This is a genomic window from Saccharicrinis sp. 156, assembly GCF_050589685.1.
Lineage (GTDB): Bacteria > Bacteroidota > Bacteroidia > Bacteroidales > Marinilabiliaceae > Saccharicrinis.
Map to the genome: position 1 here is coordinate 52,888 of NZ_JBNGOS010000026.1, position 24,569 is coordinate 77,456.

At 40.0% G+C, this 24,569-nt stretch carries 23 protein-coding genes and 4 tRNA genes; 2 read left to right on the forward strand and 25 right to left on the reverse strand.

What is annotated here, in order from left to right:
* Nucleotides 1–50: 50 nt before the first annotated feature.
* The 19 genes from rplL to ACRD64_RS16385 form a co-directional block, all read right to left on the reverse strand.
* Nucleotides 51–428 carry a 50S ribosomal protein L7/L12 gene (gene rplL / locus ACRD64_RS16295; RefSeq protein WP_430934519.1) on the reverse strand — a complete coding sequence of 126 codons (378 nt, stop codon included), beginning with the start codon at nt 426–428 and terminating at the stop codon, nt 51–53.
* Between the two features lie 37 nt (nt 429–465).
* Complete coding sequence (rplJ, locus tag ACRD64_RS16300) at nt 466–984, reverse strand: 50S ribosomal protein L10 (RefSeq protein WP_430934520.1); 519 nt, start codon at nt 982–984, stop codon at nt 466–468.
* A 29-nt stretch (nt 985–1,013) separates the two neighbouring features.
* Nucleotides 1,014–1,709 (reverse strand): 50S ribosomal protein L1, encoded by a 696-nt coding sequence (gene rplA, locus ACRD64_RS16305; protein ID WP_430934521.1) that lies wholly within the window; start codon nt 1,707–1,709, stop codon nt 1,014–1,016.
* A 19-nt stretch (nt 1,710–1,728) separates the two neighbouring features.
* On the reverse strand, nt 1,729–2,172 hold the full coding sequence (gene rplK, locus ACRD64_RS16310) for a 50S ribosomal protein L11 (protein ID WP_430934522.1): 444 nt from the start codon (nt 2,170–2,172) through the stop codon (nt 1,729–1,731).
* A gap of 108 nt (nt 2,173–2,280) precedes the next feature.
* Nucleotides 2,281–2,832: a transcription termination/antitermination protein NusG gene (gene nusG, locus ACRD64_RS16315; protein ID WP_430934523.1), complete on the reverse strand. Its 552-nt coding sequence runs from the start codon at nt 2,830–2,832 to the stop codon at nt 2,281–2,283.
* 12 nt (nt 2,833–2,844) lie between these two features.
* Nucleotides 2,845–3,039, reverse strand: a complete 195-nt coding sequence (gene secE, locus ACRD64_RS16320) for a preprotein translocase subunit SecE (RefSeq protein ID WP_430934524.1) — start codon at nt 3,037–3,039, stop codon at nt 2,845–2,847.
* 135 nt (nt 3,040–3,174) lie between these two features.
* Nucleotides 3,175–3,247 (reverse strand) — tRNA-Trp (locus tag ACRD64_RS16325).
* A 53-nt stretch (nt 3,248–3,300) separates the two neighbouring features.
* Nucleotides 3,301–4,488 carry an elongation factor Tu gene (gene tuf, locus ACRD64_RS16330; RefSeq protein WP_430934525.1) on the reverse strand — a complete coding sequence of 396 codons (1,188 nt, stop codon included), beginning with the start codon at nt 4,486–4,488 and terminating at the stop codon, nt 3,301–3,303.
* Nucleotides 4,489–4,551: 63 nt separating this feature from the next.
* A tRNA-Thr gene (locus ACRD64_RS16335) sits at nt 4,552–4,623 on the reverse strand.
* Nucleotides 4,624–4,628: 5 nt separating this feature from the next.
* Nucleotides 4,629–4,701: transfer RNA gene (locus ACRD64_RS16340), tRNA-Gly, on the reverse strand.
* An 88-nt stretch (nt 4,702–4,789) separates the two neighbouring features.
* Nucleotides 4,790–4,872: transfer RNA gene (locus ACRD64_RS16345), tRNA-Tyr, on the reverse strand.
* A gap of 264 nt (nt 4,873–5,136) precedes the next feature.
* A complete protein-coding gene (gene hpf, locus ACRD64_RS16350) occupies nt 5,137–5,430 on the reverse strand; it encodes a ribosome hibernation-promoting factor, HPF/YfiA family (RefSeq protein ID WP_430934526.1) in 294 nt (97 codons plus the stop codon).
* A 17-nt stretch (nt 5,431–5,447) separates the two neighbouring features.
* Entirely contained in the window at nt 5,448–6,332 is an 885-nt protein-coding gene (locus ACRD64_RS16355) for a tyrosine-type recombinase/integrase (RefSeq protein WP_430934527.1), read from the reverse strand.
* 71 nt (nt 6,333–6,403) lie between these two features.
* Complete coding sequence (rpsU, locus tag ACRD64_RS16360) at nt 6,404–6,595, reverse strand: 30S ribosomal protein S21 (RefSeq protein WP_430934528.1); 192 nt, start codon at nt 6,593–6,595, stop codon at nt 6,404–6,406.
* A 289-nt stretch (nt 6,596–6,884) separates the two neighbouring features.
* Nucleotides 6,885–7,883 carry a ComEA family DNA-binding protein gene (locus tag ACRD64_RS16365; RefSeq protein WP_430934529.1) on the reverse strand — a complete coding sequence of 333 codons (999 nt, stop codon included), beginning with the start codon at nt 7,881–7,883 and terminating at the stop codon, nt 6,885–6,887.
* 229 nt (nt 7,884–8,112) lie between these two features.
* On the reverse strand, nt 8,113–9,426 hold the full coding sequence (locus ACRD64_RS16370) for a sodium-dependent transporter (protein WP_430934530.1): 1,314 nt from the start codon (nt 9,424–9,426) through the stop codon (nt 8,113–8,115).
* A gap of 27 nt (nt 9,427–9,453) precedes the next feature.
* Nucleotides 9,454–10,782 (reverse strand): sodium-dependent transporter, encoded by a 1,329-nt coding sequence (locus tag ACRD64_RS16375; protein ID WP_430934531.1) that lies wholly within the window; start codon nt 10,780–10,782, stop codon nt 9,454–9,456.
* Nucleotides 10,783–10,994: 212 nt separating this feature from the next.
* Complete coding sequence (gene fbaA, locus ACRD64_RS16380; RefSeq protein ID WP_430934532.1) at nt 10,995–12,074, reverse strand: class II fructose-bisphosphate aldolase; 1,080 nt, start codon at nt 12,072–12,074, stop codon at nt 10,995–10,997.
* Nucleotides 12,075–12,296: 222 nt separating this feature from the next.
* Nucleotides 12,297–14,579: a BamA/TamA family outer membrane protein gene (locus ACRD64_RS16385; protein WP_430934533.1), complete on the reverse strand. Its 2,283-nt coding sequence runs from the start codon at nt 14,577–14,579 to the stop codon at nt 12,297–12,299.
* 172 nt (nt 14,580–14,751) lie between these two features.
* On the opposite strand from ACRD64_RS16385, the gene ACRD64_RS16390 reads away from it, so the two are divergent.
* Nucleotides 14,752–15,507, forward strand: a complete 756-nt coding sequence (locus ACRD64_RS16390; protein ID WP_430934534.1) for a TrmH family RNA methyltransferase — start codon at nt 14,752–14,754, stop codon at nt 15,505–15,507.
* Nucleotides 15,508–15,828: 321 nt separating this feature from the next.
* Here the strand turns inward: ACRD64_RS16390 and ACRD64_RS16395 are convergent, their stop codons facing one another.
* From ACRD64_RS16395 to purL, 5 genes are all read right to left on the reverse strand, one after another.
* The gene (locus ACRD64_RS16395) at nt 15,829–17,394 is read right to left on the reverse strand and encodes an NAD(P)/FAD-dependent oxidoreductase (protein WP_430934535.1); all 1,566 of its coding nucleotides are present in this window, start codon (nt 17,392–17,394) and stop codon (nt 15,829–15,831) included.
* A gap of 220 nt (nt 17,395–17,614) precedes the next feature.
* Nucleotides 17,615–18,340, reverse strand: a complete 726-nt coding sequence (locus ACRD64_RS16400) for an outer membrane beta-barrel protein (protein ID WP_430934536.1) — start codon at nt 18,338–18,340, stop codon at nt 17,615–17,617.
* Nucleotides 18,341–18,461: 121 nt separating this feature from the next.
* On the reverse strand, nt 18,462–19,184 hold the full coding sequence (ubiE, locus tag ACRD64_RS16405) for a bifunctional demethylmenaquinone methyltransferase/2-methoxy-6-polyprenyl-1,4-benzoquinol methylase UbiE (protein ID WP_430934537.1): 723 nt from the start codon (nt 19,182–19,184) through the stop codon (nt 18,462–18,464).
* Nucleotides 19,185–19,410: 226 nt separating this feature from the next.
* Nucleotides 19,411–19,950, reverse strand: coding sequence for a TlpA family protein disulfide reductase (locus tag ACRD64_RS16410; protein ID WP_430934538.1), 540 nt, complete (start codon nt 19,948–19,950; stop codon nt 19,411–19,413).
* Nucleotides 19,934–22,168, reverse strand: coding sequence for a phosphoribosylformylglycinamidine synthase subunit PurL (gene purL, locus ACRD64_RS16415; protein ID WP_430934539.1), 2,235 nt, complete (start codon nt 22,166–22,168; stop codon nt 19,934–19,936). The genes ACRD64_RS16410 and purL overlap by 17 nt, the downstream gene beginning before the upstream one ends.
* Nucleotides 22,169–22,524: 356 nt before the next feature.
* Between purL and ACRD64_RS16420 the strand changes: the two genes are divergently transcribed.
* Nucleotides 22,525–23,283, forward strand: coding sequence for an SDR family NAD(P)-dependent oxidoreductase (locus ACRD64_RS16420; protein ID WP_430934540.1), 759 nt, complete (start codon nt 22,525–22,527; stop codon nt 23,281–23,283).
* An 81-nt stretch (nt 23,284–23,364) separates the two neighbouring features.
* Here ACRD64_RS16420 and ACRD64_RS16425 read toward each other — a convergent pair whose 3' ends face one another.
* A complete protein-coding gene (locus tag ACRD64_RS16425) occupies nt 23,365–24,411 on the reverse strand; it encodes a sugar transferase (protein ID WP_430934541.1) in 1,047 nt (348 codons plus the stop codon).
* Nucleotides 24,412–24,569 lie beyond the last annotated feature (158 nt).

Below are 24,569 nucleotides of genomic sequence, written 5' to 3' on the forward strand. Positions count from 1 at the left end.
ACTTATCACCGATAAGTCCCTAAACCGTTCCCTGTAAAAGGTAGTAATAATTACTTAAGTTCAACTTCTGCTCCAGCCTCTGTTAATTGAGTTTTAAGTGCTTCAGCTTCTTCTTTAGTTACTTTTTCTTTCAATGGTGCAGGAGCTTTGTCAACTAATTCTTTAGCTTCTTTAAGACCAACGCCAGTCATCTCTTTCACTAACTTAACGATGGCTAGTTTAGATCCACCAGCTGCTTTAAGAATTACGTCAAATTCTGTTTGCTCTTCAGCTGCGGCCTCTTCGCCACCAGCTGCAGGTCCAGCAACAGCAACAGCTGCAGCAGCAGGCTCAATACCATATTCTTCTTTAAGGATCTCTGCAAGTTCGTTAACGTCTTTCACTGTTAGGTTAACCAATTCCTCTGCAAGCTTCTTTAAATCTGCCATTTTTTCTATTATTAAAATATTGTTTTTTACTTTTTAATTACTCTCTTTCTGCTAGTGTCTGTAGAACACCGTGTATTGTAGAACCCCCTGACTGTAGCGCAGAAATAACATTCTTAGCAGGTGATTGTAATAATGCAATGATATCGCCGATAAGTTCGTCCTTAGACTTAATGCTAACCAGAGCGTCCAGCTGATTTTCACCAACATAAACCGACTCCTCTACATAAGCACTTTTTAATACAGGCTTTTTGTTCTTTTTGCTAAACTCTTTTATTAATTTAGCCGGCACATTACCCGTATTAGAAAAGAATACCGCAGTAGATCCTTTCAACGTTTCATATAGTTCGTCATACTCACCTTCCGACTCCTTAAGCGCTTTCATGAATAAGGTGTTTTTCACCATCATCATTTTCACTTCTTTGCTATAACAAAGTCTACGAAGGTCGCTTGTTTTACCCGAATTCAGATTGCCGGCATCCACCACATAAAAATGACTGTAGTCGGCAATATTTTGTGCGAGTTCTTTAACAAGTAAGCTTTTATCTTCCTTTTTCATGATTCCTTTCTTTTCTGTTAATTAAACATTTAGGCTTCAACCGTTTTGGCTTCAATCCTAATACCCGGACTCATGGTACTTGAAAGACTAATGCTTTTAATATAAGTACCTTTTGCTGAAGAAGGCTTAAGTTTATTAATTACGTTAATAAATTCTCTTGCGTTTTCAACAATTTTGCTCTCATCAAAGGATACTTTACCGATTGAAGCGTGAATGATACCGTATTTATCTACTTTAAAGTCGATTTTACCGGCTTTCACTTCATTTACCGCTTTCCCGATTTCCATTGTAACCGTACCACTTTTAGGGTTTGGCATAAGACCGCGAGGACCTAAAACACGTCCTAATTGTCCTACTTTCGCCATCACACTAGGCATAGTAATAATTACATCAATATCGGTCCATCCGCCTTTGATTTTTTCCACGTATTCATCCAATCCGACGTAATCGGCTCCTGCACTTTTCGCTTCCTCCTCTTTATCAGGGGTACACAAAACAAGTACACGAACTTCTTTACCAGTACCGTGTGGCAGAGTACAAATACCTCTCACCATCTGGTTCGCCTTTCTAGGATCAACACCTAACCGTACGTCAACATCTACCGAAGCATCAAATTTTGTGTTAGTAACTTCTTTCACCAATTTGGCTGCATCCTCAAGCGAATATTGCTTTCCGGCTTCGATTTTATCTAACGCTAACTTTTTATTTTTTGTTAGTTTTGTCATATCTCCAAAATGGTATTAATTAGTTATCACCAGGGAATTCACCGCTAACGGTAATACCCATACTTCTGGCAGTTCCGGCCACCATCTTCATGCCGGAGCTCACTGTAAAACAATTCAAATCAGCCATTTTATCTTCAGCGATCGCTTTAACCTGGTCCCACGATACTGAACCTACCTTTTTACGGTTTGGCTCAGCAGAACCACTTTTAAGCTTAGCAGCATCTAAAAGTTGAACAGCTGCCGGTGGTGTTTTGATCACAAAGTCGAAAGACTTATCTGAGTACACCGATATAACAACTGGTAAAACTTTACCTGCTTTTTCCTGAGTTCTGGCGTTGAATTGCTTACAAAACTCCATAATATTCACACCTTTAGCACCCAATGCAGGCCCCACAGGTGGTGAAGGGTTTGCCGCTCCACCTTTTATCTGTAATTTGATAAAAGTTTCTACTTCTTTAGCCATGTAGCAATTCGTATTAAAATTAATATATATAAGAAATCGGTCTCTTTGTTCTTGCAGTGATAAAAGACGAGTCTTTTATGGAAGCTTAAACATACAAGGGAAAGTGACCTATTGTTCTTTTTCTACTTGAAGGAAACTCAACTCCAAAGGTGTCTTTCTACCAAAGATCTTTACCATCACCTGAAGTTTTCTTTTCTCTTCGTTCACTTCTTCTATAACACCGTTAAATCCGTTAAACGGCCCGTCAATTACTTTAACTGTTTCACCTACAAAGTACGGTACGTTGAGTTCCTCATTTTCCGCATCGGACAGCTCGTCCACCTTACCTAAAATTCGATTTACTTCTGAAGTACGTAAAGGTACTGCACTGTTATCCCTGTCGCCTAAAAATCCGATGACATTGGGGATACTTTTTAAAATGTGCGGCACTTCTCCAACAAGAGCTGCTTCTATCATCACATATCCCGGAAAATAATTCCGTTCCTTGCTGATTTTTTTCCCGTTACGTATTTGATAAACCTTTTCTTGCGGTATCAGAACCTGGGCGATATAATCTTGTAAATTCAGACGTTCAATTTCGCTTTCAACGTACTCTTTTACCTTTTTCTCCTTACCACCGATGGCTCTAAGCACATACCATTTTTTTTCTAGGTTACTCATCTGCACAAAATCTTAGTATAGTTGCTTGTAAATCCAATCTAGTGTCTTCTCAAATGAAAAATCCATTCCATAAACAATTGTGGCAATAATTGCAGTTGCAACCATTACTACCAAAGCACTATTTTGCAATTCGGACCAAGTAGGCCATGACGTTTTATTTACTAATTCGTTTTGAACGTCTTTAAAGTAATTAACAATCTTGCTCACTAGTTTATCTCTTTAATATCTATCAAAGTTTTAAATCTCCGACAGGTTCCTGTGTACACTGATGTTTGAAACACCTTGATTCTTTTCACTAATTTGCCGGATAACCACCGATTTAACGATTTTCATCCGGCTTTGCACGGGATAAGAGACTCGAACTCCTGACACCTGGTTTTGGAGACCAGTGCTCTACCAACTGAGCTAATCCCGTGTTTAAAAATGGAAGGGAAAAACCCTTCCATTGAACTTTATGCTGTTTGTTGATTACTCAACAATTTCAGTTACCTGACCTGCACCTACTGTTCTACCACCTTCTCGGATAGCAAAACGTAGACCTTGATCGATAGCTACCGGGTAAATCAGCTCAACGTTAATAGTTACGTTATCGCCAGGCATTACCATTTCGGTACCTTCCGGAAGTGTAATCTCACCGGTTACATCAAGCGTACGAAGGTAGAACTGAGGACGGTATTTGTTGTGGAAAGGAGTGTGACGACCACCTTCTTCTTTCTTCAATACATAAACCTCGGCTTTAAATTTGGTATGTGGTGTAATTAGTCCCGGAGCACCAAGAACCATACCTCTTTTTACTTCGTTTTTGTCGATACCACGTAACAACAAACCTACGTTATCACCAGCTTGTCCGTCGTCAAGAATCTTACGGAACATCTCAACTCCTGTACATACAGTTTTCTTACCTGCAGCACCAAGACCTATAATTTGCATTTCGTCACCGGTATGGATTGTACCTGTTTCGATACGACCTGTAGCAACAGTACCACGACCTGTAATAGAAAATACGTCTTCGATAGGCATCAAGAAAGGCTTATCAACATCACGCGGAGGAATTGGAATCCAAGTATCCACGGCATCCATAAGTTCCATGATTTTTTCAACCCACTGTGGTTCTCCGTTCAATGCTCCAAGAGCAGATCCCTGAATAACCGGCGTGTTGTCACCATCAAACTCATAGAAGTCTAACAGTTCACGGATTTCCATCTCAACAAGCTCTAAAAGCTCCTCGTCGTCAACCATATCCACTTTGTTCATGAAAACTACCAATTTTGGTACGTTTACCTGACGTGCTAATAGGATATGCTCGCGAGTTTGAGGCATAGGACCATCCGTAGAAGCTACTACAATGATGGCACCATCCATCTGTGCAGCACCTGTTACCATGTTTTTCACGTAATCGGCGTGACCCGGACAGTCAACGTGTGCATAGTGACGATTTGCCGTTGCATACTCAACGTGCGCACTGTTAATTGTAATACCCCTTTCTTTCTCTTCAGGAGCATTGTCAATTTGATCAAAATCCTTTGCTTCAGAAAAACCTTTATCTGCCAATACTTTTGTGATTGCAGCAGTTAAAGTAGTTTTACCGTGGTCAACGTGACCAATTGTACCGATGTTCACGTGAGGCTTTGACCTGTCATAATGTTCTTTAGCCATAACTCGAATAATTAGACAATTAGATATTAACTTATAATTTTTTAAAATTCCGAACCAGAATAGAGCCAATGATGGGATTTGAACCCATGACCTCTTCCTTACCAAGGAAACGCTCTACCCCTGAGCTACATCGGCAAATGAGCGGGAGACGGGATTCAAACCCGCGACCCTTAGCTTGGAAGGCTAATGCTCTATCAGCTGAGCTACTCCCGCTTTTTTGATTCGGGGCTACAAAGGTAATGATTTATTAATCAAAAACTTCGCAAAACCCCGGATAATTTTCAATATTTTCCGGTTCTTGTGGGGAGAGCAGGATTCGAACCTACGAAGACGAAAGTCAGCGGAGTTACAGTCCGCCCCAGTTGGCCACTTTGGTATCTCCCCAAATAACCTTTTCTTTAAAAGGTCGTATATTTACATTCAATAGGCTGATCACTTTTCAACAACCAGCCTATCTTTAGCTTATTTAGGTATTTTATTTACGTTCTTAAAACGGTGTGCAAATGTATAATATATTTTTCAAACACCACAGAAATATTTGTTTTTTTTTACACTCTCCACAACAAATATTCACCCACTCTTATTAACACACTGTTCAACAATTGCTTAAGTCAGTAAAAAAACTTGCAACTGTTGGATCACATACCTTTATTTCACTTTCTCTTTTTTCTTTATCAATTGCTTTCGAAGCGCTTCGCAGCAAAGATCAATTGCTTCTTCAAAAGTCTTTGTTTGTTTTTTGGCAAACAACTCTGTACCGGGCACCTTCAAGCCAATTTCTGCCACCTTGTTTTCAGTTGTTTCTGATTTGTCGAGCTTCAATATCACCTCTGCATCGATTATCCTATCGAAAAATACATCCAACTTGTTTACCTTTTGCTCGATAAATCCCTTCAACTTATCAGCAGCATCAAATTTTACTGATTGAATTGTTACGTTCATATGAAATCCTCCTTTTATTAAGACCGCGGATGGGCCTGATTATATATATCGGTTATTTTCTCGAAACTGTTGTGCGTGTATACTTCCGTCGCATTCAAGTTCGAGTGTCCTAAAAGTTCCTTTATGGCATTTAAATCCGCTCCGGCATTCAGCAATGAAGTTGCAAAAGAATGCCGTAAAACGTGTGGACTTTTTTTATGGAGTGTAGTGACCAAGCTCAAATATTTATTCACAACCCGATAGACTAATTTATGGTATACTTTTTCACCTTTTCCTGTAAGGAAAAAAGCACCTGCTTTGTTCATTCCAAATTCCCGGTTCCTCACTTCAACATATTCGCTAACCAAAACAACAAGCTCTTTATACATGGGGATTAATCGATCTTTATTGAATTTTCCGTTCACGCGAACAACGCCTTCCTTCAAATCAAAATTACGATCGCTTAAATTCACCAGTTCAGACAAACGCATACCCGAACCATAAAACAATTCTAGAATCATTTTATCGCGCACGCCTTCATAGTCATTTGCAAAGGGAATATCATCCAACAAATGATTCATTTCAGAATCACGAACAAAAACCGGTAATCGCTTGGGAATTTTCGGAGTGACTACTCCATCAACGGGGCTGGCCTCAACAAGTCCCTCTCTCATTTGAAATTTGAAAAAGGACTTTAAGGCCGTAACTTTTCTGCTTACACTCTTGGGGGCCATTCCGTCTTTTACCAACTTCACCACCCAACTGCGCACGAACTTAGTAGATATCCCACTTAATTCGTGCCTGTTATTATCTTTGCAGAAAGACAAAAACTGTTCGAGATCGCAGCGATAAGACTTAAGCGTATACTGCGAACTGCGCTTCTCGAACTCTAAATATTTTAAAAACGATTGAATTGAAATCATCCAAGGTCACATCTAACTTTACCGTTAAAACGAATATACAAAAATTACCGTAAAATGACCTAATTATTTTACTATTCCTCGTTTTGTTGCAATTGCTGAACGTAAATTGCTTTTTTCACTTCCTCTCTTCTCTCAACTGAAGGTTTTGTAAAAGCCTGACGCGAACGCAACTCGCGCATAGCACCGGTCTTTTCGAATTTTCTTTTGAATTTCTTCAATGCTCTCTCGATATTCTCACCTTCTTTAATTGGAATAACAATCATAATTTTCTCCTTTTATTTTTTACTTGCGTACAAATTCATTTACTAACCCTCAAACAATCAATCGATTCCAAAGACTTTTTTGGCAATACCTCAATTATTTGCGGGTACAAAGAAACTAAAGTTTATTCATTGCAGCAAATAATTGGATAATATTTTTGTATGTCACCCAAAATAAGTCCACAGTTTGCAATCAGCTTTCTGCAGTCATTAGACATAATCGTACACAGCGTATTACAATCCGATTGCTAGTAGCTTGACAAGAAAAAAAAAAGGACAGCACCCTTAGGCTCTATTTTTTCCATACCAGGTAATGTTTTATCCTTTCCCAATCTTTTTGATTGATCGATTTAAGTTTTAGAATATCTTCTTCATTGGGCAGTTTCTTTTTACGATATAAATTCTTCAGATCTTTTGCCTGTTGATAGCTGAAATAACCGTGCTTACTAATTTCCTCTACTTTTAGCCCGTGAGGATTTATTTTCTTTATCAATCCGGTATCCACAGAAACATTTTCCTTTAAGCTACAATACAGCTCATCTGAAATTCCATATACATCATTTAATTGCGACTTTTGATAAAACCCTCCCAGTGAATTACGGAAATTAACAATTCGTGCCGATAACTTGCTTCCTATTCCCCTCATCAGTTTCAACCGGGTTGTGTCGGCCGAATTTAGCTCGATGTACAATTTTACATGCTCCTCTGACTCCAAGGTTGTCACCGGCGTTGGCTCACTATTTTTTTTCAACCAGCGCAACAGGTATTCTTCGGGATACTTTTCGACTTTATCCAATGGAAGGGATTTTGTGATTCTATTGTTTTGCAGATGATCGAGAATTTCTTTCCTGATTATATCAGAGTCAATCATCCTTTCCCAAAAAATCTCATCTTGATTGTTGAAATTGATCCATGCCATTTTTTCCGATGCGTCTACCCGCTCCTTTTCAACCGCATCATTCCGAACAATTTCTACCTCATCGGGTAATAATATAAATTCCCATAACTTGAAATAAGTGGAGGAATCCATCCCGTAAACTTTCAATAAGTCGTTCTTACTTGTGAAATTTCCCACTTTATTCCTAAAACCAATTAACGATTTGCTTTGGTAACTGCTTAAACCCAGCGCCAACAATTCTTCCGTAGATACCAAATTAGGGTTAAACAGGAAAAGCGAATCTGATTTTTCGGCATACTTACCGGCCACTAGTTCATTATTTAGTGCCTTTACCTGTTCCACAAAATCTTTATCAAATTCCTTGGAAACAAAATACCAGGCCCAATATGGCATCGTAAAACGTATGATAAGAACGATCAGAATTAAGGAGAGCAGGACAATGATGCCCCTTTGTTCGCTACGAGTATATAAAAAGAAGCCCTCCCACATAAGAATAAACGTTAAGTTCGATAGATCAATTTAACGTTTTTCTTAGCAAAAGAAAAATATTTATTCAATAATATTATTTATACCAATAGTAAAGCACTGTATTTCAGCGCCATGAATGATAAGTTGCCCAATATCACCTTAACAATCCAAGATTGTTCATAAACACCAAAGCGACAGCAACAGGAGCCAACACTTTAACAATAATCATAAATACATTCAACACTGCTACTTTTCCGCCATGCGCCTCAAGCTCTTCCTTCACTTGATCTTTCCCTAAGAACCATCCTATAAATATGGATATTAATATTCCCCCAAGCGGTAAGAGAAGATTCGAGGAGGTCCACTCAAAAGCATTGAACAATTTGGGATAGATCACGCAGAAAACCCCCAGGATTATCATTAAGAAAGCGCCCAGAATAGTCGCCGGTTTTCGGGACAACCTCAGTTCATCGGTAAAATAAGCCACTACAACTTCGAGTAAGGAAACGGATGAAGTAAGGGCTGCAATCAACAACAGCACAAAAAAGGCTGCTGAGAAAAAATACCCGCCAGCCATTTGATTAAAAATATTGGGCAAGGTAACAAATACTAATCCCGGGCCCGCGTCGGGCTGAATGCCAAACGCAAAGACTGCGGGAAAAATAGCGACACCTGCCAAAACGGCAATCAAAGTATCTACCAATGATACCGATACCGCGGTATGAAGCAAGTTCTCTTTCTTCTGCACGTAACTTCCATAGGTTGCTATAGCGCCCATTCCAATACTTAGAGAAAAGAAAGCCTGGCCTAATGCCTCCAAAACCACATTACCTGTTATCTTAGTAAAATCGGGTTGAAAGAGAAACGCTAACCCATCCCCGGCTCCTTTGAGCGAAGAGGATTTTATGCATAGAATTACGATGATCAAAAGCAAGACAGGCATTAATATTTTAGCATATCTTTCTATTCCTTTTTTAACACCTCCCATAACAATACCTGCGGTTAACAACATAAACACCACCAGGTAAAAAACAGGGCGCCACAGCGAAGTTGAAAAGCCCTGGAACAAAGCAGAAAGCTGACCGGGAGTTTTATCGGCTAGTTGATTTCCAAATGCCAAAACAGTATACTCAACTGTCCAGCCGGCCACAACCGAGTAAAAAGAGAGAATTAGAAAGGCCGCTGCCACGCCCATTACACCCACGATCCGAAAAAATCTCACATTGGGACTTAAGACTTTCAAAGCCCCAAAAATGCTTTTTTGCGACCGACGACCAATGATTAACTCGGACAACATTACAGGTATGCCTATAGCTACAATAAAAAACAGGTAAATCAGAAAGAATGCCCCACCACCGTTTTCACCCAAAACATAGGGAAAACGCCAGATATTTCCCAAGCCTACAGCAGAGCCTGCAGCTGCTGCTATTACACCGAACTTACCACTAAAGCTGTCCCGATTGTCCATAATTTTTTTAAACAGGTAAATAAGAAATTAGCGATTGAATAAATCCAGAAGCCCTAGGTTTTTCATAAAAACCAATGCAATGGCTATGGGCGCAAATATTTTTAATATAACTATTAATACACCTATCACTTTCACCTTACCCCCATGTTCTTCCAGCTCTTCTTTTGTTTGTTGCTTGCCAATAATCCATCCTACAAATACTGAAATTAGTATTCCACTAATTGGCAACATGAAATTGGAAGTAACATAATCGAAGGAATCAAATAAAACAGGGTATATTACACAAAACACACCTAAGCCAGTTACCAATGCAGCTGCAAGCCACGTTGCTTTTTTTCTATTTAAATGGATTTCTTCGGTAATATATGCCACAACAACTTCTAACAAAGAAACCGATGAAGTTAAAGCGGCAATCAGCAACAAGATAAAAAACGCGACGGCAAAAACGTAACCTCCGAACATTTGGTTAAAGATATTTGGCAATGTCACAAATACCAATCCCGGTCCTGCATCGGGTTCGATGCCGAAAGCAAATACGGCAGGAAAAATGGCGACGCCTGCCAACACAGCAATCAGTGTATCCGCAATAGAAACAGAAATTGCGGTATTTAATAGATTCTCTTTCTTTTGGATATATGAACCATAAGTGGCTATAATACCCATACCTATACTTAACGAAAAGAATGCCTGTCCAAGGGCTTCAAGTACCACATTGCCATTGATTTTTGAAAAATCCGGCTGAAAGAGGAAAGATAAGCCCTCGACTGCCCCATCCAACAGAACCGCATTAACGCAGAGCACCAGAATAATCACAAATAAAATCGGCATCAGTACCTTTGTATATTTTTCAATCCCGTTTTTTACACCCCCAATAACAATACCGGCTGTCATGGCCATAAATACCACCAAGTACAAAATGGGTCGCCCAACAGAGCTTGAAAAATCCGAGAACATATCTGTCAGTTGCTCCGGGGTTTTATCCACCAGCTGGTTAGCTGCAGCCAAGATAGTATATTCAACCGTCCAGCCGGCCACAACTGCATAAAATGATAGAATTAGAAAAGCTGCGGAAACCCCCATTACACCCACCACTTTAAAGAACTTAAGTTTGGGCGCCAAAACCTTAAACGCTCCGAACACACTGCGCTGCGCCTTTCGTCCAATTAAAAGCTCCGAAAGCATAACCGGAACTCCAATAGCTATAATAAAAAACAGATAGATTAAAAGAAAAGCTCCCCCTCCATTCTCACCTAACACATAAGGGAAACGCCATATATTCCCCAATCCTATGGCAGAACCTGCTGCCGCTGCAATTACACCAAACTTGTTGCTAAAGCTATCTCTTTTTTGAGTCATTATTTTTGACTTTTAGATAATGGACATGACCTGGCAGCCTGCAAGCTGCGTAAATAGACTAAACCGGAATGAAAGAGTCCACTCCGTTTAAATATACAATCCTTAATCAATCCGTTTTTTTTAATAAGGGCATAAAAAAACTAAAAAAGTATATAAAAACAAAGCCCCCACCGAAATGATGAGGGCTTTTGACCTAAATAAGGCTTATATACTTAAAGTACATCAACGCAGTTAAGGTCGTTGAATGCAACTTTTAATCTTTCAATCAAAGAAACCTGCCCTTCGCGCAACCATTTACGCGGGTCGTAATATTTCTTGTTAGGCTTATCGTCACCTTCCGGGTTACCGATTTGACTTTGCAAGTAATCGTGGTTCTGAGCTTCGAACTTACGAATACCGTCCCAAGTAGCCCACTGCGTATCCGTATCGATGTTCATTTTGATAACACCATAACCGATAGCCTCACGGATTTCCTCCAAAGAAGAACCTGATCCACCGTGGAAAACGAAGTTTACCGGGTTCGTAGCTAAACCGTGCTTCTTTTCGATGAATTTTTGAGAGTTATCAAGTATTTTTGGAGTCAGCACAACGTTTCCTGGCTTATACACACCATGCACGTTACCAAAAGAGGCTGCAATGGTGAAGTTAGAGCCAACCTGGCTTAATACCTCATATGCTTGGTTCACTTCTTCTGGCTGAGTATAAAGTAGCGCATTATCCACCTCAGAGTTATCAACACCGTCTTCCTCTCCACCGGTGATACCTAACTCAATCTCGATAGTCATACCGATTTTGTTCATTCTTTCGAAATATTGCTTACAAAGCTCCAGGTTTTCTTCTAGAGGCTCTTCAGAAAGGTCAAGCATATGGGAGCTAAAAAGAGGCTTTCCAGTTTCTTCGAAATGCTTTTCGCCAGCATCTAAAAGACCGTCGATCCAAGGAAGTAATTTTTTAGCCGCATGGTCTGTGTGCAGAACAACAGGTACACCATAAGCCTCGGCAACCATATGAACGTGCTTAGCAGCTGATACAGCTCCCAAAATTTGTCCTTGTTGTCCTTCAAGACCAATACCCTTGCCTGCATAAAATGCAGCACCTCCGTTTGACAACTGGATGATTACAGGAGAATTTACAACTTTTGCAGCTTCTAAGACCCCGTTGATAGAATCAGTACCAACAACGTTTACCGCAGGTAGCGCAAACCCATTCTCTTTAGCAACTTTGAATAATTTGCTTACGTCATCACCAGTTACAACACCTGGCTTTACAACATCCAAAACTCTTTGTTTCATTATGTCTATTATTTAAAATTTAGAGACCTTCCTGCCATAGTTAACAGGCAGAAATTTATATAAAATATACTATTTCAAATTTATTGCGCAAAAGTACAAAATAAAACGAACTTTTACTCGTAAAACCTTGTTGGATTGCATTAAAAATGATAATTGTTAGGTTTTTCAACTATAAATGAGCTTTGACAAGCCAAAACCCAATTTTGCATTGGCTTGCTTAAATTAGAACGGATATCCGATAGCAAAATTAAAAGCAGCATCATCCCAGGAATACGGCCTGGTACCCACAAGCCATCTTTTTCCACTAGACTCAACCGGATCACGTAACTTAACCCCCATATCCACCCTGAAAATAAAGTATTTTAAATCGAAGCGCAAACCTAACCCTGTACCAACGGCCAGTTTCTCACCAAAATTTTTAAACGTAAACAATCCTCCTTCGGGACTAATGTCCTTTCGGATGGTATAAATATTCCCGATATCCAAAAAGAATGCACCTTCCAGCATCCAAAATAAATTAAAGCGATATTCAGCATTCATCTCGAGCTTGATATCCCCTGTTTGGTTGTAGTAATTAGCATCCTCTGAATCATAAGAACCAGGCCCTAATCCGCGCACAGGCCAGGCACGAATACTGTTGGCACCTCCGGAGAAGTATCTTTTTTCAAAAGGTAATACATTTAAATTACCATAAGGATAACCCACGCCCAAATAAAACCGGTATGCCATACTGTTAATCCGGTTCATATAGTGATGGTAACGGATATCAATGTCGCTTTGAAGATACTGCGCATACCTTACTCCCAGCACCTCAAAATAATCACCGTCCTCATCCTGTACTTGGGTATCCAAGGCATTTGATACGAGATTAAGAATATTTCCCGCTTCTTCAATATTCCAGTTAATATACCAAAAATCAGTGCGCGTATTTACCTTTTGCTCATTATAAACCAAAGAATAAGAAGTACTGGATATTAAGTGATTCTCATATGAATATTTTAAATAGGTATTGCTGATTATAGAATCGAACTCTGCATTTACAGCAGGTATACCTATATAATTAATACTCAAAGGTGCCAGTGTATGTGCGGTATTCTTGTTCGACTTCCAAAGATAACTTATTTTCCCCGTAGCAATCGTCCTGGTATAGTCGGGGCGGCGTTGATGATTGTACGCTACCGACAATGATGTTTTAGGATTATATCTTTTACGGAACCGTTGGATTTTAAATGGCATCCAAAATTTTGGAAAAACAATCTTGGTTTCGCCGCCTATTTCCAGTGTACTGAATGGATCCTCCTGTCTATCAAACTGGTTTTGAATGGAAGCCCCGAAACTAAAGCTGAATTCCTCGGCTCCCCTAAACAGGTTTTTATGCTGGTATTTCAGGTTTCCTCCGGCCCCCAGGTTACCGGACGAGTTTATTCCCTCTATATCGATGGAATACGACTGGTACTTGGCAGGCACCAGTTGAATATAACAATCGAGCCATTTATCGTCAGTTCGGGCGGTGTCGGGTGCGGTTGCCCTTTCGAACCGGATATTGACAAAACGATAAAGCTTTAAGCTGGATAGCAATGTTTGGGTTCGGTCCACCAATTCGGCACTGAACAATTGTCCGGGTTCTATATAGGTGGAATTATACAGGACATTAGGATCTACCTTAACTTTATCGATATATAAAAAATAACAATCGTTAATCAACAAAGTATCGAATTTAGAGAAATAGGCATCCTTTTGGGCCAGTGCCTTATGGGTATCGTATCCCATCCTGTAATACACGTTTTTGATACGAAATGTTGGGTGCACAAAGGTAGTATCCTTATCTCTGCCCAGTTCTTTTCTGGCATTTTTCACAATCACCGAGTCGTTGACCATAAACGATCCCAAAGTACTATCGGCCTTAAAATAAATAAACTCCTTGGAGAAATTGTAATAGCCTTTGTTTCTGAGACTGCGGGTAATTCGTTCCCTTTCGGCATCGTGTAACGCCACTTCAAAAGGCTTGCCTTTTTTAAGCAGGCTACGTTTCTTTTCTTCCAAAACCAGCTTGCCTATTATTGTATCTTCTGCCTTAAAAGCTATATTGCCTAGCTTAAATTGCCTACCCTTATCAATATCATATATTACCTTTACCTTTTTTTTAGACGCATACACCAAACTATCTCGTACTTTAGCATGAAAATAGCCTTTATTTTTCAGGAAAACCCCAAGTTGATCAGCGGTTTGGCTTGCCAGCAGCCCATCGTACAAAACAGGCGCTTCCCCAATTCGGCGTAACCATTTATTGATTTTTTTAGCGGTATCTTTTCCCGCCAAATTATACAAGCCCAAATGAAATTTCAATGTGCCAAAAATCCTTACATTCCCGCGCTGTTTTACAAAAGGCATAAACCTTTCCTTGGAAATATCCCGCGGATTATTCTTGATTACAACTTTTTTAAGCAGATACTCGTTTCCGGGAACGTTTTTTACAGAACTACACGAAGCTGCAAATATTGCCAATAAAAGGATTATATAGTATAATAACTGCTTCAATTCGTTTATAAGCTTTCGTATAAAAGTAATTTTACCTGTAGACTAATCTAGCAAAATTTGATCCGTTTGGGTGATTTTTACGCAAAAGTATCTAATTACATTGGAATAAAGTAAATTTGCACCCAACTATATTAAAAAAATGATCAGTCAAAACAAAATTAAACTCGTCAATTCCCTAAATAAAAAAAAATACAGGGATATAAATCAACTGTTTATCGCCGAAGGAGAAAAACTGGTAATGGATCTAATCCAAGGGCAAGTTCAAGTTTTCGAACTATTTGTGCGAGAAGGTTGGACAGGTATAACACAATTGCCACCAGAAATAAATTGTACCGAAACAACAGAACAATATCTTAAAAAGATTACGCAGCTCAAAACCCCTCCACCGATTATTGCCATTTGCAAGATACCTCAAACCGAAATAAACAGCTATACCTGGAAGGATAAACTGACAATTGCTTTGGATGACATACAGGACCCGGGAAACCTGGGAACCATTATACGTTTGGCCGACTGGTTTGGCATTGAAAACATAGTTTGCTCGCAGAATACCGCAGATGCCTATAATCCAAAGGTAGTGCAAGCTACAATGGGAGCTGTTGCCCGCGTTCAGGTTTACTATACCAACCTGGAAGAATTTTTAGAAAAACAGCTTAAAAACCATATACCTGTATATGGTACCTTTTTAGATGGCGAGAATATTTACCAACAAAATTTATCTGAAAACGGAATTATCGTTATGGGTAACGAAGGAAAAGGAATTTCTTCCGCTATAGAATCGTTAGTCAGCAAAAAATTACTTATTCCTTCCTTTTCGAAAAACAAGGACCAATCCGAATCCTTGAATGTTTCGACGGCTACGGGGATTATTCTTTCGGAGTTTAGAAGAAGATAATGTGTTCATCAGTCAATAGTGCATTGGCAATAGCATTAAACTTTGACAAAGAAAATCATCATATTGGTGTATAACCCGCCATATGCATTAGAAATCCTGTTACGCAATTAAACCACTTCAAAACAAGCCATTTCACTAACTCGCTTCAACGCACCAGAGCGGTGCTCCCGAAAGTAATTGGGACAAGTTATGCCTCGTTTCTGCAATCCCTTGTTTTATGGTATTTAATGTCCATTACATACCTCTGATATATAACCCGTTGCACAATATGGGTTAAACTCAATATTATCAGCACGGGGCTATAGACTTTTGCACTGGTGACTATTCACCTATCATCCTCGCCACCGCATCGGCACATTTTTCGCCGTCGATAGCCGAAGAAGCGATTCCTCCTGCATACCCGGCACCTTCTCCACAAGGGAAAAGCCCTTTAATTTGCACATGCTGCAGCGTCATTGGATCGCGGGGGATACGAACCGGAGATGATGTTCGTGACTCAGTTCCTAAAATAATGGCTTCCTCATCCAGGAATCCTTTGGCCCATTTACCAAATTGCACAAACCCTTCCTGTAATCTATGGCTTATCCCATCCGGTAACACAAAATGTAATGGTGAGGCTATTGTGCCCGGCACATATGAAGTCGGCGGCAGATCGAAGGACAACCTGGAATCAACAAAATCAGTTAATCGCTGTGCGGGTGCTATCAGGTTTTTGCCTCCATTGATATAACATAGGCGTTCCACTTCTTTTTGATATTCCAATCCGGCCAGAACCCCGTGTTTTTTAAACTCCTCCGGTATATCTTCGGGTCGTATCTCAACTACCATGCCCGAATTGGCATATGGTGAGTTTCGTTTTGAGGGAGACATACCGTTGACCACCATTTCGTTTTCACCTGTCATGGCCGGCACGATAAATCCGCCCGGGCACATACAAAAAGAATAAACCCCTCTGTCCTGGACCTGGCAGGAAAAGTTGTAGGAAGCTGCAGGAAGATACTCACCTCTTCCTTCCGGCGAATGATACTGAATTTGGTCAATCAACTCCTGTGGGTGTTCCACGCGCACTCCCATGGCCCAGGTCTTCGCTTCTAATTCGATGGCTTTGGCATTTAACATGGAATAAACATCACGGGCAGAGTGACCGGTAGCCAGCACTACCGCTTCAGCTTTAATAGTGGTGTGGTCTTTTAAAACGACACCTCTGGCCGATAAGTCCTCTATAACAATATCGTTAACCGTGGCATTAAACAGCACTTCACCACCAGCAGCGATGATAGATTCGCGCATTTTTTTGATCACCCCGGCCAAACGGTCTGTTCCGATATGCGGATGCGCATCGATTAAGATTTCATCCTGTGCCCCATGGAAATGAAGCACGTTGAGTATTTTGTTAAAATCCCCCCTTTTTGTGCTTCGCGTATATAATTTACCATCAGAAAACGTTCCTGCTCCACCTTCTCCAAACGCATAATTGGAATCCGGGTTTACGGGGTTATTTCTGTTTAATAGCGCTAAATCTCTCTTTCGTTCGCTGACATCTTTTCCTCTTTCCAGAACAATAGGTTTGAAACCTAACTCAATGAGCCGTAATGCAGCAAACAATCCACCGGGACCGGCACCGACAACAACCACCTCTGGCTTATTGGCTACATTTTGATATTCAAAAGTGACCCACTCCTTTTCCGGTACAGGTGCATTGGCATAGGCTTCCAGGTGAAGCTGGACCATCACCTGACGCTGTCGTGCATCTATTGACCTTTTGCGCACGCGGATGGCGGTAATCTTATCCGGATGCACCTTCATCTTTTTTGCCACAATATCTTTATAATATTTCTCGCTGGAAGCTTCTTTTGGCGTAAGCCTTAATGCAATGTCTTTCTTCATCCCTTTTTTAATAGCTGCGCAAAGATAATTAATTATCATTTTGCGAGGCAATTACTTTTACAATGGATTTTATAATGTGAAAATTATCTGGTTAAACTAAAAATTACCCATTTAACTAAGCGATCAGCAGACGGCAAACCATCGGTTATTAAACCAACAGAAACCACGTAAAAGTCAAAAAATGAAGCATTCAACTAATTATGCACCACTGACTTAATGATTACTCAAAATAAAAACTCAGCACAAAAATGCGCGAAGTTAATTTGTCAATGGCCTGTGTGTATGGTAAATCCAACAATTCACCTGTGCCATCATGATTGAGTATATCCCGCATACCTATCGAAATTTTCAGTTCTGTAGATAATCGGAAATAATTCAGGTAAGAATCGAAACCGGCGCCAAACTCATAATAAAAATCCAACGCATTTAACAGAAGGCCATTTTGCTTTTTCTTGGCTAAATCGTAACGCGGGTTAACACCGGCAATCAAGTAAGGCTTAAAATTATGGTTTCGATCGGCTCCATATTTAAGCATAATGGGCATTTCGAGAAAGGTAGATTTTATTTTAATGGCTTCATCCTCCTGCATCCCTTCGGAGTCGATATAGCTCAGGTCTCGCTGCCCGAAAGAAATGCCGGGCAACACTCGTAAATTCAGGTTTTTCTTTAACCTTAAGCTGGTTATGATACCCAGGTTTATTCCCGGTTGCAACGACAGGAGTTCTACATACCGTGGATTATTTCCATTTTCCGGAGTTGAAGCACCAGAGTGTTGAATATTAAAATTCATGGTGTTGATTCCGATCAAGAAACCAAAATGAATCGGTTTTTCGTCAAAACCCTTAAGGTTAGGCACATTTTTATTCTTATCGTTTTGTGCATTTACTTCCCCGATCAAACACAACAGAACGAATAACACAAAAAACTGCTTCAATCCAAGTATCATAAAAGATTAATTTATCCTCCTACTAATATTATAAGGCTTGACCACCTTACTTCAATAACTATTTTTTTTACGCTTTATTGCTTTTTTCTGCAGCATTATACCGTTTATAAAAATACAGGTATTACTTACTGGCAAAATAAATGGTAGCCACACCAAAGGTCTGCTTCCACACCCTTTCACTTTTAAAACCGGCCTTCTCCAATTCGGCAACAAACGATTGCCCTTCGGGAAATGCAGCTACCGATTCGGGCAAATACGTATATGCCGCTTTATCCTTTGACAAAAGACCTCCCCACCAAGGCAATATTCTTGTTGAGTAAAACTTATAAATCTGCTTAAATGGGAAAGCTGTTGGATTTGAAAATTCTAATACCATAAACTTACCTCCACTCTTCAGTACTCTATTGATTTCGCACAACCCTTTTTGCAGGTTTTCGAAGTTACGCACTCCAAAAGCCACCATGGCCGCATCAAATTCTCCATCTGTAAACGGAAGATTTTCCGAATCACCTTCCACCATGGAAATAATATGATCCAGGTTTTTATTCTTGATCTTTTCCTGACCTACTTTTAACATTTCAGGAGATAAATCAAGTCCTACAACACGTTGAGGTTTTAAACGCATAGAAGCAATAGCCAAATCACCCGTACCTGTAGCGATATCCAAAATCTCAGGCGACTCTATTCCTTTAAGCAGGTTTATCGCTCTGCGTCTCCAAATTTTATCGATGCCCATGGACAAAAAATGATTTAAAAAATCATATTTGGGCGCGATATTATCAAACATGCTTTTGATTTGGGTTTTCTTACCTTCTTCGGAGGATTTATATGGCTTAACCGTCATTGGATAGTGGATTCATGCAACATTTATCGGATGACTAATTTGATAAACAGGTACTTCGTTATCCGACAAACGGTACGATTAAAAAACTAATTAGCCCGCAAAAATACAATAGATATTAAATTATCGGCAATTGTTCAGCAGTTTTTAGCAAATGAAACAGAAATATTGTGCAACTGTTATTGCGTTGCGATAGCCAAGCCAGATCGTTTTGAATTGTTCTAAAAAGCTATTTATTGCTGTTTTGCAATTCCCTTTTTAATAGGTCGAGCATCTTTTCAAACTCTTCGATAGAAAAACCTGTGGAAGCATAAATGATCTTGCCCGATTTATCGATCACATAATTTCGGGGTATCGTATTCATTGCGAACTTACCGTACATGGCCCTATCCTTATCGGGATAAAAAGGTAAGTCAAACTTCTCCGCTTTAAACTTATCCATTTCGGCCTGGGTATGTTCGCGACCAACAACTAACAATTTAAAGTCCTTACGATTCTTATACTTGTCCGCAATTTCTTTTTTAACATATGGTAGTTCCTTTATACATGGCGGGCACCAGGTAGCAAAAAAGTTGATGAGTACGACCTTTCCTTTTAAGTCTGATGAACTTATGTTTTCGTCCGCGGACTTTAAATTAAAGGCAGGCATCAAGTCACCGGCCTTAACCAAAGATGCAACATCTTGCGCCAGACATTCCGACCCAAGAACACCACTTAGAAGCCCCAAAAGAAGAATGGTTTTCATTAGGTTATTATTCATTTTCACCATCCATCCATGTCTTTAAGTAGCCAGCGAACTTTTTTTGGTAATCCCCAATATAACCGAATGATTCATCGTCGATACGGATTTCACCTTTGGTAACATGTCCCAAAGCAGAGAACACGGCTCCTGTGTCCAACATAAAATCAACAAAGTCATCCTGTCTTTCAGCTGCTACAGTTACGACGATTCTACTCTGAGCTTCGCCAAACAAAAAGGCATCTTTTCGGACCTCGGCATCTGTTGTGATATCGAAACCAAAATTCATTGGCATTGCAGATTCCAACATATTGAAGAACAAACCACCCGAAGAAACATCATGAACTGAGCGAACCAATTCTTTCCGGATCACTTGCTTCACCAATTCCTGAACTTCCAATTCTTCTTCGATATCGAAGTAAGGCGCGGCATGGCTTTTTTGCCTGTGGTAGAAATTTAGGTATTCCGAAGCATTAATATCGTCTCTGGACTTACCTATCAGGAAGATCATATCTCCCTTACGCTTATATGACAATACGGTATGGTGATCTATCGATTCCACTGTTCCCACCATACCCACAACTGGGCAAGGCGTGATAGGTGTTAAACGTCCCTCTACCGAACGTTGGTTATAGAAACTTACATTACCGCTGACAACAGGTGTATTAAACTTTTTACATGCCAAGGACAGTCCTTCAACCGATCTGGTAAACTGCCAAAACACTTCCGGGTCATATGGGTTACCGAAATTCAAACAATCGGTCACTGCCAATGGAATCCCACCTCCGCATATTATATTTCGTGCCGCTTCGGCCACCGCAATCTGAGCACCCACATAAGGATCGGCCTCCACATAATTCGAGTTACAATCCACGGTTAAAGCCAATGTTTTACCCGCTTCTTCAATACTCACAAATGAAGCATCCGAAGGATATTTGTTACTCAATGAATCTTGTTGTAACGACTGATCAAATGTTTCGGTAAGGTATTCTTTGGAAACAAGATTTAAGTTGGTCATCAATTTCTGAACTACCTTCTGATAATGATCGGGTTCCGGAATATCATCTAATTTCAATTCTTTTATTTTGTTCTCGCCAGGTTCTTGCACCTCTCTTTCGTAAATAGGCGCATTACCGCCCAGCCCCACATACGAAACCGGAACCTCTGCAATTGTTTCATCACCATTCTTACAATGAAGTATATCTCCCTTTACAACAACGCCCACCTGCGCAAATGCCAATTGCATTGGTTGTAATAACTCTGCTGCCCTGGCCAAATTTTCCTTATCAACGCAAACCAACATCCTACCCCAGGTTTCGGAAAGTAACACTTCACGAACTGTCATATCATTGTCACGGGTCGGGACCTTGTCGCTATATAACTCGATACCAGAATCTCCCCGCGCTGCCATTTCGGTGGCAGCTCCCACTAATCCTCCAGCTCCTATAGTCTGAATTCCGATTATTAACTTCTCCTTATTTAGTACTTTTACCGCTTCTAACAGGCTACGTTCTATGGTCGAGTCCATCATTTGCTCAATGGTAAAACTAGAGGATCCGTTATCGGAAATAAAATCGGCAGAAAACGCATCGTTATCTACCCCATCTTTACCTGTAAGAGATCCTAACAACAATATAATTTGCCCCTCTTTTTTGGCAACACCTGAAATCAAATCCTCTTTTTTGGCTATCCCAACCGTCATATTGTTAACGATTGGATTTGAATTGAAACCCGCATCAAAGCTAACTTCGCCCCCAATTACCGGCACTTTCATACTTTCCTCGAAATCCTTGATTCCTTTTACAACCTCCGAAAAGAGCCATCGGGCAGTATCTCTTTCCGCATCACCAAAACGCAAAGAATCCAGAAATGCTATCGGTTTGGCACCCATAGAAAAAACATCGCGATTTACAATCCTTAAACCCGTCAAAGCGCCCAGACGCGGTTGAATGGAGCAAGGGTGATTATGCGATTCTATTTTAAATACACAAACATAACCGTCGCCAATATCAATGGCGCCTGCCGATTCGTCCCCTGCTTCCACGATTACTTTTTCCCCGGATTTTGGCAACTTACCCAACCATTTCAATGAGTTTTTGTAAGATGCATGCTCTGTCCAAAGGCGAGAAAAAATATCTAATTCTATTTTATTGGGATCCCGCTTTAAAATTTCTGAAATTAATTCAAGCTCCGATTGCGTTAAACCTAAATTTTCTGAACTTTGAACATTTGAGTCACTAGTATTCATGATATCTTTTTTTGGTGCTGTGTATACAGATCTATAACTTTACAAAATAATTTCAAATCCTCACAACTTTTAAGGTATGGTATCCAAAATCGCTTGTGAATATTGACTTTTTGAAAGTATAAAAAAAATACCTAAGTACAAAAGTGAACATATTCATTTTGACGGATGATTTTTTTTATAAAAATGACACGCAGTCTGATAAATTAATAATCAAAACACGAATGAGCCTGTTTGGTCACCTGCCAGCCGCAAGCAGGGAACGAATAATCAGGTCCCTATAAGGGCAGGCTGTCCTCAAAGAAATTCGGAGTTGGAATTTTAGGCTGTCCACCACGGTTTTACTAAACATTAAATAAATGAAAAGAATTGCATGCATAACCGGAGCTACATCCGGAATAGGAGAAGCCACAACAAGAATTCTTGCCCAACAAGGGTACAATACTGTTATTACCGGTCGTAGAGCCGAAAGACTAAATCGGTTAAAGAAGGAGCTTGAAGCCGAATTCAACATAGCAGTCCTGGCGCTTTGCTTTGACATTAGGAACGAAGGGGAAACCATGCAGGCATTAAACTCCATGCCGGACAAATGGAAAAACATAAGTATTTTGGTCAACAATGCAGGTTTAGCAGCCGGAACAGAGAAAATATATGAAGATGCCTGGGATAAATGGGCACAGATGATAGACACCAATGTAAAGGGATTGTTATTTCTTTCGAAGGAGGTTATAAAATGGATGGTAGAAAAACAACATGGGCATATAGTTAACATATCTTCCATAGCAGGCATAAACGTTTATGAGGGCGGAAGCATATACTGCGCTTCAAAACATGCGGTTAATGCCATCACAAAAGGAATGCGTGTTGACCTGTTGAAACATAACATAAGGGTTACATCTATTTCGCCAGGCATGGTAAACACAGAATTTTCGTTGGTCAGGTTTGATGGCGATAAAGAAAAGGCTCATGATGTTTATAAAGGAGTTACACCCCTATCGGCCATGGACGTAGCGGAGGCCATTGAATTTGCCGTAACCCGACCTCCCCATGTGAATATCAACGATATTTTAATTATGCCAACGCAGCAGGCTGATGCATTTAACACATATAGGGAATAGTATATTGGTCAATGGGCAGCAGTCATGAGCGTCAATACTTATTAAGCAAACTATTGACCGTTGTCAATTGTCCACTGACCATTAAGAGCTTGTAATACGTCCGGCAAGGATATTCCGGATGGCCAACAAGAAATATTTGATATCGGTTCGGAAACCTTTCTCAAGTCTTTCGTTCATGTATATCCATTCGGCTTTAATATTTCCCGATGAATCGGGCATCAGGAGCGACACATATGGAGGGATGCAACCCGGTTTAAATTTCACCCTTAATTCCTGAACTTCCTTAGGAAGTTCCGAAAAGCGGGTATGACTCAACGGCCTCACCCCCACTAATGCAAGCTCTCCTTTAAAGAGGTTGATCAGTTGTGGTAGTTCATCCAGCCAATACTTTCGAAAAAACCTGCCCCATGAGGTCAACCTGAAATCACCGGCAGGCTTCCCTGTTGAATTATATCCGTTTAAGCGTACCACATAATCTTGCAGATACTGTGAATAAGGGTGCATGGTCCGAAACTTAAAGACTTTAAGCTCTTTCCCTTCCTGACCAATCCTGGTCATCGGGAATAAAAAACCTGTACTACAACCTTCCTGCGCGCCGGGTGCATTTTTAACTTTCATGGTCATAAAGTATAATAATCCTTCAATCTCTTTGAAATCAATAATGGAAAATCCGGCATAAACCAAACGGCCCAAGGCTTCAGCCTTACTTATTAACCTATTTTTTTTTACACGCTGAAAATGCAGACTCCTCTTTATGAATGATTTATGTTTTTGCTCTTGTAAATCATCTATAGCATAGCATCCTACAAAAACGGTAGCTTCAGGTATATGACCATTTAAATTAAATAGATACTGATTTATGTTTTCTGAAGAATTAACGGGCGACACATCCACTATACCCAAAACTGGCTTTTCAAGTTTGTAATAATTACTGGGATGGTACGACTCTGCTAAAATAATTTTATCGGAGTACAAAGGTACCGCCTGGGAGACATAACGATATACCTTCTCGGACATGCCTTTAATCAGGTTTTTTTTATATAGGTTATGCTGACGCCCCACGTATTCATCAATAGCCCTTAAATTGACGTCCTTAGTATTATTTGTTGAAGTAATTACATTTCGCATTGATTCAAGAATACGTTTATTATTTGGGTACCCCAAAAGTAACAAGATGATTTAAAAAAATGCAAAAATATTGATATATCACAAAAATGATGTCGCTCTGCTCAATTCCACGTCTACCTACCCGCTGATCTTTTATTAGAATCCCCGGCATTTTACCA